18 protein-coding genes are annotated in these 17,598 nt (G+C 30.0%); 16 read left to right on the top strand and 2 right to left on the bottom strand.

The window, feature by feature from the left end; genetic code table 11:
* Nucleotides 1-125 precede the first annotated feature (125 nt).
* The 12 genes from DQN46_RS03730 to DQN46_RS03780 all read left to right on the top strand — a co-directional run bounded on the left by DQN46_RS03730 (nucleotide 126) and on the right by DQN46_RS03780 (nucleotide 12,489).
* Entirely contained in the window at nucleotides 126-1,013 is an 888-nt protein-coding gene (locus DQN46_RS03730) for a ketopantoate reductase family protein (protein ID WP_111743057.1), read from the top strand.
* Between the two features lie 85 nt (nucleotides 1,014-1,098).
* The gene (locus DQN46_RS03735; RefSeq protein ID WP_111743058.1) at nucleotides 1,099-2,484 is read left to right on the top strand and encodes an AbiH family protein; all 1,386 of its coding nucleotides are present in this window, start codon (nucleotides 1,099-1,101) and stop codon (nucleotides 2,482-2,484) included.
* A 10-nt stretch (nucleotides 2,485-2,494) separates the two neighbouring features.
* Complete coding sequence (locus tag DQN46_RS03740; RefSeq protein ID WP_111743059.1) at nucleotides 2,495-4,045, top strand: protein kinase domain-containing protein; 1,551 nt, start codon at nucleotides 2,495-2,497, stop codon at nucleotides 4,043-4,045.
* 118 nt (nucleotides 4,046-4,163) lie between these two features.
* Nucleotides 4,164-4,361 carry a type II toxin-antitoxin system RelB/DinJ family antitoxin gene (locus DQN46_RS03745; RefSeq protein WP_111743060.1) on the top strand — a complete coding sequence of 66 codons (198 nt, stop codon included), beginning with the start codon at nucleotides 4,164-4,166 and terminating at the stop codon, nucleotides 4,359-4,361.
* A gap of 176 nt (nucleotides 4,362-4,537) precedes the next feature.
* Nucleotides 4,538-6,202 carry a helicase C-terminal domain-containing protein gene (locus tag DQN46_RS03750; protein WP_224207444.1) on the top strand — a complete coding sequence of 555 codons (1,665 nt, stop codon included), beginning with the start codon at nucleotides 4,538-4,540 and terminating at the stop codon, nucleotides 6,200-6,202.
* Nucleotides 6,203-6,270: 68 nt separating this feature from the next.
* The gene (locus tag DQN46_RS08940) at nucleotides 6,271-6,495 is read left to right on the top strand and encodes a hypothetical protein (RefSeq protein WP_455331809.1); all 225 of its coding nucleotides are present in this window, start codon (nucleotides 6,271-6,273) and stop codon (nucleotides 6,493-6,495) included.
* 12 nt (nucleotides 6,496-6,507) lie between these two features.
* Entirely contained in the window at nucleotides 6,508-6,915 is a 408-nt protein-coding gene (locus tag DQN46_RS08945; protein WP_455331808.1) for a hypothetical protein, read from the top strand.
* A 149-nt stretch (nucleotides 6,916-7,064) separates the two neighbouring features.
* Complete coding sequence (locus DQN46_RS03760) at nucleotides 7,065-7,286, top strand: helix-turn-helix domain-containing protein (RefSeq protein WP_000033212.1); 222 nt, start codon at nucleotides 7,065-7,067, stop codon at nucleotides 7,284-7,286.
* A gap of 1 nt (nucleotide 7,287) precedes the next feature.
* Nucleotides 7,288-8,310 carry a DNA cytosine methyltransferase gene (locus DQN46_RS03765; RefSeq protein WP_111743061.1) on the top strand — a complete coding sequence of 341 codons (1,023 nt, stop codon included), beginning with the start codon at nucleotides 7,288-7,290 and terminating at the stop codon, nucleotides 8,308-8,310.
* A 13-nt stretch (nucleotides 8,311-8,323) separates the two neighbouring features.
* Entirely contained in the window at nucleotides 8,324-9,280 is a 957-nt protein-coding gene (locus tag DQN46_RS03770) for a HaeIII family restriction endonuclease (protein ID WP_111743062.1), read from the top strand.
* Nucleotides 9,271-11,205 carry an ATP-binding protein gene (locus tag DQN46_RS03775; RefSeq protein ID WP_197712532.1) on the top strand — a complete coding sequence of 645 codons (1,935 nt, stop codon included), beginning with the start codon at nucleotides 9,271-9,273 and terminating at the stop codon, nucleotides 11,203-11,205. The genes DQN46_RS03770 and DQN46_RS03775 overlap by 10 nt, the downstream gene beginning before the upstream one ends.
* A 30-nt stretch (nucleotides 11,206-11,235) precedes the next feature.
* Nucleotides 11,236-12,489, top strand: coding sequence for a DNA cytosine methyltransferase (locus DQN46_RS03780; protein ID WP_111743064.1), 1,254 nt, complete (start codon nucleotides 11,236-11,238; stop codon nucleotides 12,487-12,489).
* Between the two features lies 1 nt (nucleotide 12,490).
* Here the strand turns inward: DQN46_RS03780 and DQN46_RS03785 are convergent, their stop codons facing one another.
* Nucleotides 12,491-13,822: a relaxase/mobilization nuclease domain-containing protein gene (locus DQN46_RS03785; protein WP_111743065.1), complete on the bottom strand. Its 1,332-nt coding sequence runs from the start codon at nucleotides 13,820-13,822 to the stop codon at nucleotides 12,491-12,493.
* A complete protein-coding gene (locus DQN46_RS03790; RefSeq protein WP_111743066.1) occupies nucleotides 13,823-14,182 on the bottom strand; it encodes a plasmid mobilization protein in 360 nt (119 codons plus the stop codon).
* A gap of 304 nt (nucleotides 14,183-14,486) precedes the next feature.
* Between DQN46_RS03790 and DQN46_RS03795 the strand changes: the two genes are divergently transcribed.
* Genes DQN46_RS03795 through DQN46_RS03810 form a run of 4 tightly spaced genes read left to right on the top strand, consistent with a single transcriptional unit; the run spans nucleotide 14,487 to nucleotide 17,511 of the window.
* On the top strand, nucleotides 14,487-15,386 hold the full coding sequence (locus tag DQN46_RS03795; protein WP_111743067.1) for a helix-turn-helix transcriptional regulator: 900 nt from the start codon (nucleotides 14,487-14,489) through the stop codon (nucleotides 15,384-15,386).
* Nucleotides 15,387-15,446: 60 nt separating this feature from the next.
* The gene (locus DQN46_RS03800; RefSeq protein ID WP_111743068.1) at nucleotides 15,447-16,061 is read left to right on the top strand and encodes a GyrI-like domain-containing protein; all 615 of its coding nucleotides are present in this window, start codon (nucleotides 15,447-15,449) and stop codon (nucleotides 16,059-16,061) included.
* A gap of 11 nt (nucleotides 16,062-16,072) precedes the next feature.
* Nucleotides 16,073-16,615 carry a ClbS/DfsB family four-helix bundle protein gene (locus tag DQN46_RS03805; protein ID WP_111743069.1) on the top strand — a complete coding sequence of 181 codons (543 nt, stop codon included), beginning with the start codon at nucleotides 16,073-16,075 and terminating at the stop codon, nucleotides 16,613-16,615.
* A gap of 20 nt (nucleotides 16,616-16,635) precedes the next feature.
* On the top strand, nucleotides 16,636-17,511 hold the full coding sequence (locus tag DQN46_RS03810) for an SPL family radical SAM protein (protein ID WP_111743070.1): 876 nt from the start codon (nucleotides 16,636-16,638) through the stop codon (nucleotides 17,509-17,511).
* Nucleotides 17,512-17,598 lie beyond the last annotated feature (87 nt).

A 17,598-nucleotide genomic window follows, 5' to 3' on the forward strand; every position in this document is an offset into this window, starting at 1 on the left:
CTAATATATGGAGGAGTGAATATGAAAGATGAAATTTTTAATTTAATATTGCTTTTTTAGTCACATACTGCTGAATATATTTGATATAATAACAATAGAGTAATTTTAAATAGGGAGATAAGATAATGAGAATCTTAATATATGGAGCAGGAGTAATTGGATGTTTATATGCGACACTATTTAGTAAAGTGGGATTTGATACAACTATATATGCAAGAGGTAGGAGGTTAGAATCTTTTAAACAAAATGGGTTATTATATTTTAAAAATAAAAATATAAAAAAAGCAAATGTGAATATTATTCATAAGCTAGAAGATAATGATATTTATGATTTTGTATTTTTGACAGTAAAAACAAATCAAATCCATGTAGCATTAGAGGAACTAAAAAATAATAATAGTCCTAATATTGTGACAATGGTTAATACATTAGAAAAATATGATGTGTGGGGGAAAATATGCGGTAAAGGGAGAATAATACCTGCATTTCCAGGAGCAGGAGGTAGTTTTGAAGGAAATATACTAAAAGCTGCTCTTACGCCTAGTATTATCCAAGCGACGACTTTTGGTGAAATAAATGGTAATAAATCAAAAAGATTATCGCAATTAGCTATTCTCTTTAAAAAATCTCATATACCTTATAAAATAGAAAAAGATATGCATGCATGGCAATTGTGTCATTTGGCTATGATAGTTCCGATTGCAGATGCCTATTATGAAGCTGGTGTTCCAGAAAAAGCAGGAGAAGACAAAGAGCTAATGAAAAAAACGGCAATAAGTATAAAGAAAAATTTGGACTCTCTATGTAAATTAGGAGTAATGCTAACTCCTAAAAAAATGAAAGTGTTACACATGCTACCAGTACAAATATTGAGTATTGGACTGCGTTTTACATTCCGAAGTGAATTCGGTAATACATTTATGTATCAACACTCAATGAAAGCTTTAGATGAAATGAGGGTGTTACATAATCAGTTTTATAGTTATGTTGAGAGTGGGGGAGTTAGAAATTAAGATGGATAAAAATTTGGAATATAAATAAATATAGGGGTAGAAAGCTTTGGATAGAAGGGAATTATAAGAGAACAAGAGGTGTAAAATGGAACATTTAATAACTCCAGATGTTTTGCTGGTGATAGGAAATGGATTTGATCGTCAATGTGAATTAAAAAGCTCATATTACGATTTTTTAATGTATATATTAAAAAGTAATGAAGAAAATGAAAATCCAGAAAATGAGATATTAAATAAATATTTAGATTATATAGAATTCTGTTCGGACGTATTTAAAATTAATAATCTTAGTCAAAATTATAGAAGAAATTATCAAATTGAAGAACTAAACATTTGGTATTTAATCTTTTTATATAAAAAATTATTAATGAAAAAAGATTGGAATTTTATAGAAGCACAAATTTTGCAGGAGATAACTGTAGATAATTTTGGTCTAAACATATTTTCTAAGGTCGCATTTGGAATTTTAACCAGATACATATTTGACAATAATTTAGAGAGTAATATAAAATTAGTTTTTAGTAATCTAGATTATAATTTATTACCAAATATATATAATGCATTGGCTTATAACTTATATAGTAAAATTAAGAGTAAGCAAAATAATAATATAGTATATAAAAATATAATTAATGGGTTAAATGAGTGGAAGGGAGGTATCGATAAAAAGATAGAAGATATATTATTATCTAGTGAGTATTCAAATGAAAAAGTTAAAGTAGAAGTTGATAAATTAAGAGATTTACTAAACTGTGTTGCAGAGCTTTTATTAGAAGAATTAAAAGAAGTAGAAAGTGATTTTATTATGTATTTAGATAATAAAATTAATACGCATAATCCCTACTTAAATAATTCAAATATTTTAGCTAGCAATTTGTTGAAGAATAGTAAAACAAATAATAAAAATATAAATTGTAATATTTTATCATTTAATTATACTGAACCATGGGGACAAAAATTTAATTTTAGAGATAATTTTATACATGTAAATCTGGTTAGAAATATTCATGGAACTTTAAAGAATAAAAATATAATCTTTGGAGTTGATGATAATATAATTGATGCTGATAGTGAAAGTTATAGATTTACAAAAGTATCTAGAATAATGGAAATGAATACTATTAAAGAAAGTATGTCTACTCCAATAAATGTTATATTAGATAAAAGTGTAAGTAGAGTAGTATTTTATGGCCATTCTTTATCTGATGCTGACTATGGATATTTTCGGATGATATTTGATGAATATGTAAAAAAAGAAAATGTATGTTTTGAATTTTGCTATACAGTATTTGAAGGAACTACAGAGAAGAATGAAATTATAAAATTAAGAGAAGGAATTTCAAGGTTATTTGGAAGATACGAAAAAGAGAATTATGAGAGAAAGTATATATTAAAAGACTTGAATTTAAATAATAGAATAAAATTTAGAGAAATACCTAAATTATCAGATGAAAATAAATTAAAAAATTAGGAGATAAAAGTTGATTAAAAGAAAGACAATTGAAAGAATATCAAAGATTTTTATAGGTGACGAAGCGAGATATTATAAGAGAAAAAGTGGATATGAACTTGTAAAATTTTTCAATAAGAACTTTGGATATAATCATGAGTATGGAGTTTCTCCTGAAAACCCAAGTACAGAAGGATTTCCAACACGATATATATACGTGTCAGATAGATTAGAAGAATTAATAAATCTTAAAAGAATCAATATATTTTTTAATATAATACTAGATGAAATATATATTATGAACGATTCAGATATAGCAGAAATAGATGCTTTAGATTTAAAACAAAAATTATTTCTAGAATTTAATAGAATACTAAGAATAGACGGATCTGAGTTAGTTGAATTTCAAGGGAATTATATATTAGAAAATATAGATGAGGATCTCCAAAAAATAGGTGAAGGTGGTTTTGCAGAAGTATTTATCCAAAAATCTACAGGTTATGTAGTAAAGAAATTGAGAAAAGATTATTTGAAAAATAGCGCAGATAGAAGTAGATTTAAGAGGGAGTTCGAAATAACTAAATCTATAGGCAATATAGAAGGAGTAATTAAAGTAGTAGATTTTAATGAGAATTCATTTAGTTATAGAATGGAAAAAGCAGATTGTGCTTTGAAAGAATTTATTGATTTAGATAAGGATTATTCAATTGAGAATAAAGTTTGGATAGTGAATAAATTAGTAAAAATTATGAAGTTAGTACATGAAAGAAACATATTGCATAGGGATTTAAGTCCTACTAATATATTTAAAGTGGGAAGTAAATTGAAGATTGGAGATTTTGGTTTAGGGAAAAATATAAATATTATTCATTCACATCAAACAAACGAAACTTTAGGTGTTGGACAATACTTATATTGTTCTCCGGAGCAAATGAGCGGGTTAAAAAATAGTGATAAAAAAAGTGATGTATATTCGTTGGGAAAAATAATTAATTATATATTCACAAAAGATTCTGAAAACGCGTCTCATGAATTGAAATATATTTCAGAAAAAGCTACACATAAGCTTCCTGAATATAGATATAAAGATGCAGGAGAAATGTATGATGCATTACAAAATAGAATTGAAATTAATATGAACGAAAGTTATAAGTTGAAAATATTTGAAGAAATAAAAAAAGGAAATCTAACTACTGAAGTGGAGGAATTTATTTATGGATTATCTGGGGATGATCTTTGTAAATATTTAGTAGAGAGAAGGGAAGGTTTTTCTATTGCTGTATTAACTATGATGAAAAATGATGAGTCGAAAGCGTTTGATATCATAAGAAGCATAGAAGAAAATTACCAGAATTATATTTGGAGAATTAGTGGTGGATATATCGCTTGGGATCCTTTTGGTGAATTGGGCTACTCGGCACTAAATGAAAATAACCCTGAATATTCTTATTCAGTAAAAGAAGTTGCTGCTAGAATATTAAGATATGTAGCGAAGGATATAAATAGATTTTCGGCACAAGATATGATAAGGGAATTAAAAATACGAGGAATTGATCCAAGTATAGAAGAAATACTAGACTAATATTTTGTGATAATAATAATATATCCATCTTTAGATTTATTGTATTTTGTACCTCATTTGTATTGCTAATAGAGATACATAAGTGTATAATTAAAAGAGACGCACGGAGGTGTTGATTATGACGAGTATAAAGACAGCAACTGTAAATGTAAGAATACAAGAAAATGTTAAAGTAGAAGCGGAAGCGATACTTAAGAAATTAGGTTTAACAAGGGCAACTGCGATAGATTTATTTTATAGACAAATTATTATGCACAATGGCATTCCATTCCCACTTGAAATAAAAAAAGATGCTCCTATAGATAAAAAGAAATAGAAAATTATAAATAAAGAAAAATTATACAAGAGGAAAATCTATTAAAAAGAGAGGGAATGAAGAGTGGTATTAATTGATAATAGAACAAGTTTTGTCAAAGATGACTTAGTAAAAACTATGATGATATTAGAGATAAACTTGTAGATTTAGGAATACCAAAGGAAGAAATTGCTTTTATCCATGAAGCCAATACTGATAAACAAAAAGATGAACTCTTTGCAAAGGTAAGAAAAGGTGAAATTCGTATTTTAATGGGTTCTACTCAGAAGATGGGTGCTGGCACAAATGTGCAAAATAAACTAATTGCAATGCACGATTTAGACGTACCATGGAGACCTGCTGACCTTGAGCAGAGAAGTGGTAGAATTGTTCGCCAGGGTAACGAAAACAAAGAGGTTAATATTTATCGTTACATCACTGAGAATACATTCGATGCTTACCTTTGGCAGACGATAGAGAATAAGCAGAAATTTATTTCACAAATTATGACTTCAAAGACTCCTGTTCGTGTTGTAGAAGATGTAGATGAAAGTAGTCTGAACTATGCTGAGATTAAGGCACTTGCTACTGGTGATCCAAAGATAAAAGAAAAGATGGATTTGGATAATGAAGTCACGAAACTTAAAATGCTTGAAGCAAACTACAAGTCCAATCGATATAGATTAGAGGATAAGGTTGCAAAGACATATCCTGAAGAAATAGCAAGGACTGAAAAGCTAATTGAAGCAGTGAAAAAAGATATTAAAAATGTTGAACCACAAGGAAGTGGTGAAAATAAATTCACTTCTATCATGATTAATGGTGAGATAATTCGAGATAAAAAGATAGCTGGAGAAAAGCTCTTAGAAGCGACTAAAAGCATAAAAATTAATGAAAGTAAGGTTATAGGACAGTACCGAAATATGGACTTAGAGGTAAGCTATAATTTCTTCACCAATGAACATAATTTTACTTTAAGAGGTGCTACAAACCATTCAGGAGAGCTTGGTACAAGTGCAGATGGTAATATTACAAGACTAGATAATGCTATTGATAAAATGCCTGAAAGGTTAAATCGTCTTGAAGAAAAACTCATTATCACAAAGGAACAACTGGAAAATGCCAAAGAGGAACTGAAAAAGCCTTTTGAAAAAGTAGATGAGCTAAAGACAAAAGTATTAAGACTTGCAGAATTAAACAAGCTACTTGATATGGGAGAAGTGGAAGAAAAAGAAAATTCTAATCCACTAATTGAAGATGTAAAAAGAGCTATTGTAGATTTTTGTAAAAGGGAATATGAAGAAGACAGTTATACCTATGAAAACTTTAATAATTTATTTCCTGATATTGCTCATATTGGAATTGCATATACAACTACACCAGATGAAAAGCATGAAATTCAATATGAAATTAGTTTAAAAGACTTTACAGCTACTCAATATATCAATGGAGAACCTATTACAAAGATTGATTATCTCAAAGACCTTGGTAGTAAAGAAAAGGCATTGGAATTTCTAAAACAAGAAATGGAATATGGAGACTTTGGAGAGTTTGTATCTATTGATGATAATGACCTTAAAAAAGCATTAGGTCTTGAAAGAGATGGCGATGGTAATATCTATGATCCGCTTGCAAAAGATTTGGACAATGATGGTGTGCCAGATAGATGCGATAATGACTTTAGAGATAGTGACTACTTTGAAACTACTTATGATGTAGAGGAGAACCTTAATACAAAGGCAGAAAGCAAAGATAAGGTATCTGAAAAAGCATCTATCCTGGGGCAGATTAGGTCATATCAGTCAGAAGAAAAACAAACAGAAATAAAAGAAAATAAATCAAAAGAGCATGATGAACGTTAAGGAGCTTATTTCAAGCTCCTTTTCAATTTTAGTAGAAAATATGGAGGAATATTATGAACTACAAAGAAATGAGAAATACACTTGAACAAATGGCAAACGAAAATCACGAAGATTTTGCTAAGGCACTAATTAGTTTTGAAAAAGGAATCAATGATAAAGATGCCTTGGACAAGTTATACCACAAGTATATGGATAACGACAGTATGAGCTTGCTCAATGATGAGTTTGATTACTTGATTGACGAACTTAGAGAAAATGGACAGATTAAAGAAAGTGCAGCCATCGAAAAATAATATAATAATCTGATGAACATTGTTGGGAATATCGTAGGTAAGGTTGAAACAATTGAAAGAGAAAATAAAAATGGAGGAGCCTTTAAAGTAGTTAATTTCTCGGTTGTGTCAAAAGATGATGAGGGAAATAAGATTTATACAAATTGTTCGGCTTATGGAGATAAGGGAGATATACCAAAGGATTTTAAGCAAGGTGACTTTGTAAAGCTTTTTGGTCAGGTGAGAACATCCATTGATGATAACGGAAAGGAACATACTAATGTCAGAATCCTATCTTCTAAGCTTTTAAAAGCAAAGGAACAGATGAAGAACCAAGAAGAAAAGAAAGAATCTGTACTTGGAGCAATAAAGAAATATAAGGCTGAAGAAAAAGCAAAACCTATTGAGAAGAAAGAATCTTCAAAGGAAACTGAGAGATAGAATATGTCGGTGTGGTCTTAGGGCTGCACCGATTAATTTTTTTTGTAAAATCGGTTCGAGAAAAGAGAATAAAAGTGTACTATAAGTACTAGTTTTGTGGTATAATAGAAACGATATGATTTTAACAAGAAAATAACTGGAGGTTAGTCATGTCAAAATTCAGCTATAAAAAATTGTTTAAAAAATTGATAGATAAAGATATGAAAAATACTGAACTGATGAAAAAAGCAAAAGTAAGTAAAAGTACATTCTATAAAATTAAAAATGGCGATAATGTCACAACTGATGTGTTACTAAGAATCTGTAATGTATTGGAATGTGATATTTCAGAGATTGTAGAATGTGTTAATGATTCTTCGGAGGAAATATAAAATGAATTTAATTAGTTTATTTTCAGGAGCAGGGGGATTAGACTTGGGCTTTGAAAAAGCAGGGTTTAATGTGGTAGCTGCTAATGAATACGATAAAACAATTTGGGAAACATATGAAAAAAATCATGATACAAAACTTATTAAGGGAGATATTTGTGGTATTCCTTCAGAGATGTTTCCTGAATGTGATGGTATTATAGGAGGTCCCCCATGCCAGTCTTGGAGTGAGGCGGGGTCATTAAAGGGGATTGACGATCCTAGAGGACAATTATTTTATCAGTACATACGCATTTTGAAAGATAAAAAACCAAAGTTCTTCTTGGCAGAAAATGTTAAGGGAATGATGGCGAAAAGGCATAATAGTGCGGTTGAAAATATTGTTTCTCAATTTGAGGAAGCTGGCTATGATGTTTTCAGTCATTTGTTAAATGCTAGTGATTATGGTGTTCCTCAGGATAGAAAAAGAGTTTTCTATGTTGGATTTAGGAAGGATTTAAACATCAAATTTGAACCGCCTAAACCATACGAGTCAAAGTTGACTTTTAAAGATGCGATATTTGATTTAAAAGATTCGGCAATTCCAGCATTAGAAAAAAATAAGACAAATGGTGATAAATGTAAAGTTTTGAATCATGAATACTTTATTGGTGCCTATTCGCCAATATTTATGAGTAGAAATAGAGTTAGACAATGGGATGAACAGGCATTTACGGTCCAGGCATCTGGTAGACAGTGTCAACTACATCCACAAGCACCAGTTATGCCTAAAGTAGAAAAAAATAAAAATATATTTGAACCTGGTAAGGAAGCACTATATAGAAGATTAACCGTGAGAGAGTGTGCAAGAATACAAGGATTTCCGGACAATTTTAAATTTTATTATACGAATTTGAACGATGCATATAAAATGATTGGTAATGCTGTTCCTGTGAACTTAGCGTATGTTATGGCTGAATCCATTATAGAAGTTTTGCGTAATTCTAGTTCAAATTTGAGTCGCCTAAAAACAGGCACAGATAATTAGGCGGAGGTAATTTATGAGTGAAAAAAGTAATAATCAAGGAAGGGCATATGAGTTTTCTTATTTAACTACATTGTTTGAAGAAATATCAAAAGTTCGTCCGGTAAAAATAGAAAAAAACAGTAGTTTTTATGCTGCAGAACGTGCATGGAATACTTTAACCGATTCTGAAAAAGCTATATACAAGATTAGTGCATTAGCTGGAGTAAATACTATATTTGAACTTGAACCTTTGATTTTAGATGATGGATTAGATGAGCTGGAATTGAAAATTCAATCAGATGACAAGGGCAAAGAAGGCGATGTAAGAGATGTACTGATTATTAGACGAGGTATTGAGTGGGAAATCGGTCTTAGCGTAAAACACAACCATTTTGCTGTAAAACATAGTAGATTATCTAAGAATTTAGATTTTGGGAAAAAGTGGTATGGAATAGAATGTTCTGAACAATATTGGAAGGATATTAAATCAATATTTGAATATCTTGATTCTGAAAAACAAAAGGGTTCTAAGTGGAGTGAATTACCTAACAAAGAAGACGATGTATATGTTCCTTTATTAAATGCATTTAAAGGGGAACTGGAGAGACAAAATTGCTTGTTTGGTAAAGATATTCCTAGATTGATGGTTGAGTATTTGCTTGGAGAATTTGATTTTTATAAAGTAATTGGGATTGATAATAAAAAGATAACTCAAATTCAAAGCTACAATTTGAGAGGAACATTGAATAGACAGGGTAAAAAGCGTAAAAGAAGTGTTGAATTGCCAATATCAACACTTCCAACAAGGATTGTTAGCTTGGAATATAAACCAGACAGTAAGAATACATTGGAACTATACCTTGATGGTGGTTGGCAATTTAGTTTCAGAATTCATAATGCTTCGACTAAGGTTGAATCAAGTTTGAAGTTTGATATACAAATCATAGGTATGCCTACAACAATTATATCGATAGATTGTAGATGGAAATAGGAATGCTAGGAGGGTCTGATAGTTTTATCAGATGTAATGTTATGGAAAATAGTGGATTTAAAATAAAATTTGATAAGAATACAATTGATCATCTAGGTATTAAGTTGTATAGCAAATTCCCCCCAGTAATTGCTGAACTTATTTCTAACTCATATGATGCAGATGCTGAAAATGTTGTAATAGAAATAGATTACAATAATAAAATTGTTACAGTTACAGATGATGGGATTGGAATGAATCACGAGGAATTGAATGAAAATTTCTTGAAAATTGGTAGGAATAGAAGAAAAGCCGAGGGAACTGGATTATCCAAAATTAAAGGAAGAAAAGTAACCGGTAAAAAGGGACTTGGGAAATTAGCAGTATTTGGAATAGCAAACACAATTGAAGTTCATTCGATAAAAGAAGGAATAAAAAACGCATTTAGTATGAACTACGATGAACTTAAGGCCGAAATTAGGGATGAATATAAGCCAAAGGCATTATATGAAAATGAAAAAACAGATGAGCTATCTCAAACTCAAGTAATTATTAAAGAGATAACTCAAAAAAATATTATGGATATAGACACACTAGCATATAATTTATCAAAAAGATTTTCGTTCTATGATTCTGATTTTAAAGTGGAGTTAGTTGATTTAACATCGGATAGACGCATTGAAATAACTAAATCCATATATTTTGAGAAATTAGACAAAGAATTTGACTGGACATTTCCAGATGATTTTGAAAGCGAGTTAAGTCAAACGGAATGGTTTGAATGGCTGAAATCTCATAATGTTTCAGGCAAAATTTTTACCAAAAAAACACCATTGAACAAATCAGAAGCAGGTTTTTACATTTATGTAAGAAATAAACTTGCTGCTGAGAATGATTTTTTTGATGATAGAGCGAATGATACGTTTAATGGATATGTTACTGGATATTTTAATATAGATTTTATTGATGATTCAAATGAAGCTGATTTTATATCCACAGATAGAAAAAACATTTTATGGGAAGCGGATGAAGATACAGCTAAATTAAAACAATATCTTAATAAATTAGTATCTAAAGTTTCAAATTCTTGGAGAAAAAAGAGAAAAGATAAAAAAGAAGAACAGTTGCAACTTCCTGAAAATTTTTTTGAAGGAATGTCAAAACTCGAAATATCTAGTATAAATAAAGTTAAAAATACTTTAATTACTAACTCCATAGAAACCGACAATATTGACTCGTTGAGACGAATCTTAGATAGCATGAAAACATTATATAAATTTGAAAGTTTTCAAAATTATATCGCTGAGTTAGATGATGAAGATTTAACGATTGATAAAGTGGAAAAAATTACTACAGATTGGGAATATATAGAATCTAAAGAGTTGGCTAAAATATCAATTGGACGTATTAAGGCAATTGAACAGTTCGAAAAGTATGTAAGAAATGATGCAAGTGAAACAAAAGTTATTCAACCTTTCTTGGAAAAATTTCCATGGATATTGGATCCAAGGATTACAACATTTGAACGAGAAGTTACCTTCAAGAAGATATTAAAAGAAAATTTTCCAGATACAGAACTTGAAGAAAAAAATAGAAGACTAGATTTTCTTTGCAATTTAGTAAATGGCGAATTGATAATAATTGAATTAAAGAGACCGAGAATAAAAATTTCGCTAAAAGAAATTAGACAAGCAAGGGAATACGAAAGATTTTTGCTGAAAAATCATAAAGAGAGTATTGCAAACGGTGTTAAAACATTTTTAATCTCAGATAGTTTTGTAATGGACGATGAGACGACAGATTTTTATTCGTCTTTGGAAGATACAGGTAAACTGTATATTAAATCGTATTCAGATTTACTGCAGCAGGCAAAGCAATACAATAAAGATTATATAACTAGGTATAAAGAGATTGAGAGCATTTATAAACCAGATAAAGAAGTATAGTGATAAAACAACTTGAAAGGAGATGTGGTTATGCTAAATATAGTAGATGTGTTTTCGGGAGCAGGTGGATTAACCGAAGGATTTAGGTATAAAGACTATTATAATTTTATTTGTCATATAGAAATGGACAAAGATGCTTGCTCTTCTTTAGAATTAAGAAACATATATTACTATTTAAAAAAAGAAAATAACCTATTTCCATATTTTGAATATATTCAAGGTAAAATCTCAAGAGATGATTTATATTCAATTATACCAAGAGATCTAACTAAAGATATATTGAATAAGGAAATCAGTAAAGATACCATACCTTCGATTTTTGAATTTATTGACCAAAGATTAGGCAATAATAAGTTAGATGGTATTATTGGCGGGCCACCATGTCAGGCATATTCTACAATCGGTAGAGCCAATAACAAGTCGAAAAAATCTACTGATAAAAGAATTTATCTATATAAACATTACTTAGATTTTCTGGATAAATATAAACCAAAGTTCTTTGTTTTTGAAAATGTTAAAGGGTTGCTTTCTTTTAAGGATTTATCAGGAGAATTACTCTTGCCAAAAATAATTTGCGAATTTGATAAGTGCGGATATGAGGTAGATTATCAAATAGTAGATGCAAGTAATTATGGTATAGTACAAAAAAGAGAACGTTTAATACTTGTCGGACATCGAAAAGATTTAGTGTTCGATAACTCATTTTTTGACTGTTTGGCTGAATATGTTGAGGCTGCCCCAACTATAAAAGAATTGTTTGAGGACTTGTCAAGTATAAAGTCTGGAGGAAGTTCTCATAAGTATCGTTGTGATGTTTCGAGTCAGTTCGTTGAAAAATATATTCGTAAAAAAGATGATATTTTAACACAACATACTGCGAGACCTCATAATGAAAATGATTTGAAGATATATAAATTGGTACTAAAAGCTAAGAAAAAAGGTAAGAATTTAAGGTATATCGATATACCTGAAGAACTACAAACGCATTCTAATACAACATCTTTTTTAGATAGATATAAAGCTTTGGATTATGGCTCTGTTAGTCATACAGTTGTTGCTCATATTGCGAAGGATGGACATTACTATATTCATCCAGATTTAAGACAGAATCGTTCAATTACAGTAAGAGAAGCAGCTAGAATACAAGGATTTCCAGATGATTTTTATTTTGAACATTCACGAACAGCTGCATTTAAACAGATAGGAAATGCTGTTCCACCAATTCTATCTAAAAAAATTGCAATGGCCATTATAGATTTTTTGAGAGGACAAAAAGGAGAATGAATTACCTCTCCATCTCCTTACCCATATATTTCTCATAATTTTTTCTGATTTGATACAGTTCGGTCATATCGGATTTTGAGGAAGAATACTCTTGCATTAGGGTATTCTTTTTTTCATGCAATGAATCAAGCTCTTTCAAAATATCCTTGGAATTTGGAAGTTTTGAGTAAGAGTTTTTTAGGTCTGAAAGGGCGTTTTGATACAGTGTTATTTCTGATTTATGTTCTTCCCAAAAAGCCTTATCAGACGGATCTTTCTTATATTCCAGATAGATTTGGCGATACAATTTTACGGTATGAACTTGTTCCATAGTATTTGATAGAGCTGAAATTTTGTTATCTATGACTTTGATTTCATCCTGTATATTTTGTCTATTTAATGCACTACCCTTAATGGATTCATCAAGCTGGGATATAGACTTAAATCCTTTTTCACGCATCAAAAGTACAGTATCGGTAGCAGTTTTCAAATTATGTTTTGTAGCCCAATACTCATAGCCTTTGCTTGATTTTATCTTTTCGTTATTTGCAGTATCTATAATATTTCTTACACGTTTTTTAACAGTATGTGTTCTTTGATTAGTATTATCTAAGATACGCTCTTTTAATCTATCCTCAGTATAATCTTCTCCAATAGTCTTAGCTCTTGTAAATCTTTCTTTGTCCTTGTGCTTAAATGCAATGTATTTTCCATACTTAATCTCATAATCAATGGCAGTCATTCTCTTTATAAAATTATCCCAATCGTTGGATTGTTTAATAGCTCTATCTATATCAAATTGAAGCCTGCTTTTCCAAGAAGTACCTTTCTTAAATTGGTCATTTTCATACCATGACTTACCATTAGTCTTATATTTCTTTCTATATGTTTCGTAGAACTCATCAATAACAGATAGGTTGTTTTCTTTGCACAATTTATCGCTTTGATACCTAATTTGATGATAGCTTCTCTTGTTGGACTGGTAGCACTTGCCTGTAATCATATTTACATTATTGAAGATGATATGGTTATGGACATGACCTTTGTCTATATGGGTAGTAAGTACGAACTCGTACTGATCCTTAAGTATTCTATTGCAAAGTTCCATTCCGATTTGATGTGCTATTTCTGGCGTAGCTTCACTAGGCATAAATGATTGAATGAGGTGCCTTGCAAGTACAGTTCCATTAACTTTATTATCTTCTCTAGTCTTCATAAAAGCAGTATGGGCAGTTGAGGCAAAGCACTTATTTGTGCTTACCAATATCTTTTCATCTGTCTTTTCTTCATTTGTTATATAAGCAATAGCAAGATTAAGAGTAGATTTAATTGGATGTATCTTTGTAATTGCCACTTATATGTCATCTCCTTTGTTGGTAGTTTTATTGAGCAGTAGGGAATGTATTTGCCATATTTCTTTTGATAGATGTTCAATTTGGGACTGCATATCTTTGATGTCATCGCTATAGATAACACCAGTAGAATTAACTCGTTTAGCAATTTGGTTTACACTACTTGCATACCTAAAAAGTAATCCTTGTATTTCTCTAAATGGCTGTAAATTGACAACATAAATATCTGATTCAGATACTATTTTTCTTAAAAAATGGTTCATTGCTTTACACCTTGCCATCTTCATTTTCTTTTCAAAAAGAGCCTTTTCATCTTCTGTTAAGTTTATTTTCAGTTGTACATTTCTTAGTCTATTTGCCATTTCTATAACTTCCTTTCTTAATGTATTTGGGGTCTTAGGGTTCTCCCTAACAAGTTAAAATTGATAAAAAAAGAAGCAACTCCACGAGGGGCTGCTTCATCGATTTTTCGTAAGTGGGTACACACTTACTGTGCTTGCTACATAAGAATGATTTGTAAAGCAAGCGTTAAGCGAGATATGAGTTTGTGTCTTAATTATACCAAGTATAGAAGTTAATGTCAGCGTTTTATCTAAAACACATTTATAACATGACAAAAAATGTCATATTTATGGTATAATAGTAACTACTAGGAGTGGTTAAATAATGAAAAACAATAGATTGTTTAAAATTTTGTATTATGTACTGGAAAAAGGAAAAGTAACGGCAAATGAACTTGCGGAAAAATATGAAGTATCAATAAGGACAATTTATAGAGATATTGATGTCCTTAGCAGTGCCGGAATTCCCATCTACGCCACCCAAGGGAAAGGTGGTGGAATAGAAATAGCGGATGATTTTGTGTTGAAAAAATCATTTCTTTCTGAGAACGAACAAGAACAGATTTTGATTGCCTTAAAAGGTTTAGAACTGACAAATAAGGAGTACGAAAATGAACTTTTAACCAAATTAACCGCTTTATTTAAAACGAAAAATACTAACTGGATAGAAGTTGATTTTACAAATTGGCAACGAAGTAAATCTTATGATGAATTATTTAAAGATATAAAATCAGCAATCATCAATAAAAATATTGTTCGTTTTATATATTTTTCCAGTAATAAAAAAGAAACAAGCAGAAAAGTAAAGCCAATAAGACTCCTATTTAAAGGATGGGATTGGTATGTGTATGCATTTTGTTTGTCAAGAAATGATTTTAGATATTTTAAGCTGTCACGCATAAAAGAATTTGAAATTTTACCAAATACCTTTGAAGATGATTTTGATAGTATTGTCTTAAAAAAAGAAATCGAGTATGAGGAAACTGTATTTGTTAAAGTAAAATTTGATAGAAAAATGGCTTTTAGAGTATATGATGAAGTATCCAGTGCTATTGAAGAAGATGAAGATGGAAATTTATATGCTACAGTAGAACTTCCCAACGATTACAATTTATATAACTATATATTTTCCTATGGAGATGCGGCAGAGGTGTTAGAACCGAAAGAAATTCGAGATAAAATTAAAAACATAATAAACATTATGGCTAAAAAATATAGAATATGACAGATGGTGTCAAGTTAACTTTTGTATAATATATTTATCAGTACAAAGGAGAATTTTGCTATGAAATATGAATGGAAAAAAGAAGAAAAATACTTATATGGAGCAAAGCAAAAAGCGGAGATAATAGATGTTCCTAATCAGAAGTTCATTATGATAGATGGAGAAGGTAATCCCAATTTAGCTGATTTTTCAGATAGAGTTTCGGCATTGTTTACATTAGCATATGGTATAAAAATGTTATTTAAAAAGACGAATATAGATGAAAATAATTCTTCTTACAAAGACTTTGCTGTATTTCCACTCGAAGGCATCTGGAGAAAAAACTCTGGAGAACAATTTGATAAAAATAAATTGAAATATGCAATTATGATTAAACAGCCAGATTTTATTACAAGAGATATTTTTGATTTAGTTATTAAGAATGTTAGAGAGAAAAAATCGAATAAATTATATGATGAAATCATTTTTGATAATGTAGAAGGTGGCAAAGCAGTACAGATTTTACATATTGGAAGTTTTGACACAGAACCATATTCATTTGAAAAACTAGAAAGTTTTATGGAAAAACATGGTCTTTTAAGAAAATTTGATTGTCATACAGAAATCTATTTGAGCAACAAGAATAGAACATCAGAAGAAAACTTAAAAACCATATTGAGATATAGCGTAAAGTAGGAGGAAATATTATGCCAAGACCAAGAACAAAAGAAGATTTAATGATTGCAGCGAAAGAAAACTATGATAAGTTGAATGTATTAATTGCTAAGCTATCTGACGAAGAATTAAACACACCTTTTGACTTTTCAAGTGATGAAAAAAAGAAAGAGGCTCATTGGAAAAGAGATAAAAATCTAAGAGATATTTTGATCCATTTATATGAATGGCACCAGCTTCTTTTGAATTGGGTAAATACAAATTTAAAGGGAGTGGCAAAACCTTTTATTCCAGCTCCATATAATTGGAAAACTTATGGAGATATGAATGTAGAGTTTTGGAAAAAACATCAAAATACTTCTCTTGAAGATGCAAAAGAAATGTTTCAGAAATCCCATAAAGATATTTTAGAATTAGCTGAGAGATTTACAAACAAAGAATTGTTTTCAAAAGATGTCTATAAGTGGGTAGGAGGAAGTGCACTCGGTTCGTATTTTGTAAGCACTACTTCAAGCCATTATGATTGGGCGATGAAGAAATTAAAAGCACATCAAAAAAATTGTAATAAAAAATAAGCAGATATGGAGATGATAGAATGCATTTTACGAAGGTAAAAGGAATATTATCTTCAAAAAATGGAATGAATTTATTCAGAGGCTGTACACATGGTTGTATTTATTGTGACTCAAGGAGTAAATGCTATCAGATAAACCATAGATTTGAAGATGTAGAAGTTAAAGAAAATGCCCTACAACTTTTAGAAGATTCTTTAAGAAGAAAACGCAAAAAATGTATGATTGGATTAGGTTCTATGACAGATCCATACATTAAAGAAGAGCTTAGATTAAATTATACAAGGCAGGCACTTGAGTTAGTGAACAAATATAGATTCGGCATAACGCTTATAACAAAATCAGCAAATGTGTTAAGGGATTTAGATTTATTGAAAGAAATAAATGCCAAGACTAAGTGTGTTGTTCAAATGACACTTACTACTTATGATGAAAAGCTATGTAAATTGCTTGAACCAAATGTTTCTACAACGAAGGAAAGATTTGAGACCTTGCTTGCTTTAAGAGATGAAGGAATACCTACAATTGTATGGTTAAGTCCAATTTTACCTTTCATCAATGACACTGAAGAGAATTTAACAGGCATTTTAAATTATTGCAAGAAAGCAGAAGTAAAGGGGATAATTTGCTTTGGTATAGGTCTCACTCTAAGAGAAGGGAATAGGGAGTATTTCTATTGTGCATTAGATAAAAAATTCCCCAAGGTTAAAGATAAATATATTAAAACATTTGGAAATAGCTATATTGCTAACAGCAAGAATAATTCTAAATTAATGAAGATCTTTCATGATTTTTGCGATAAAGAGAAAATAATGCATGATAATGATATTATTTTTGACTACTTGAAAGAATTTGAAGAAAGAGAGATAACTAGGCAACTTAGTATATTTGATTTTTAGAAAATAGAAATAATACAAAAGGTTAAGGAGAACTTTTAAAGATGGTGTCACAAAGAACTAAATACGATACATATCTTAATATAAGGC

It is taken from the genome of Gemella morbillorum (genome assembly GCF_900476045.1).
GTDB classification, from domain to species: domain Bacteria; phylum Bacillota; class Bacilli; order Staphylococcales; family Gemellaceae; genus Gemella; species Gemella morbillorum.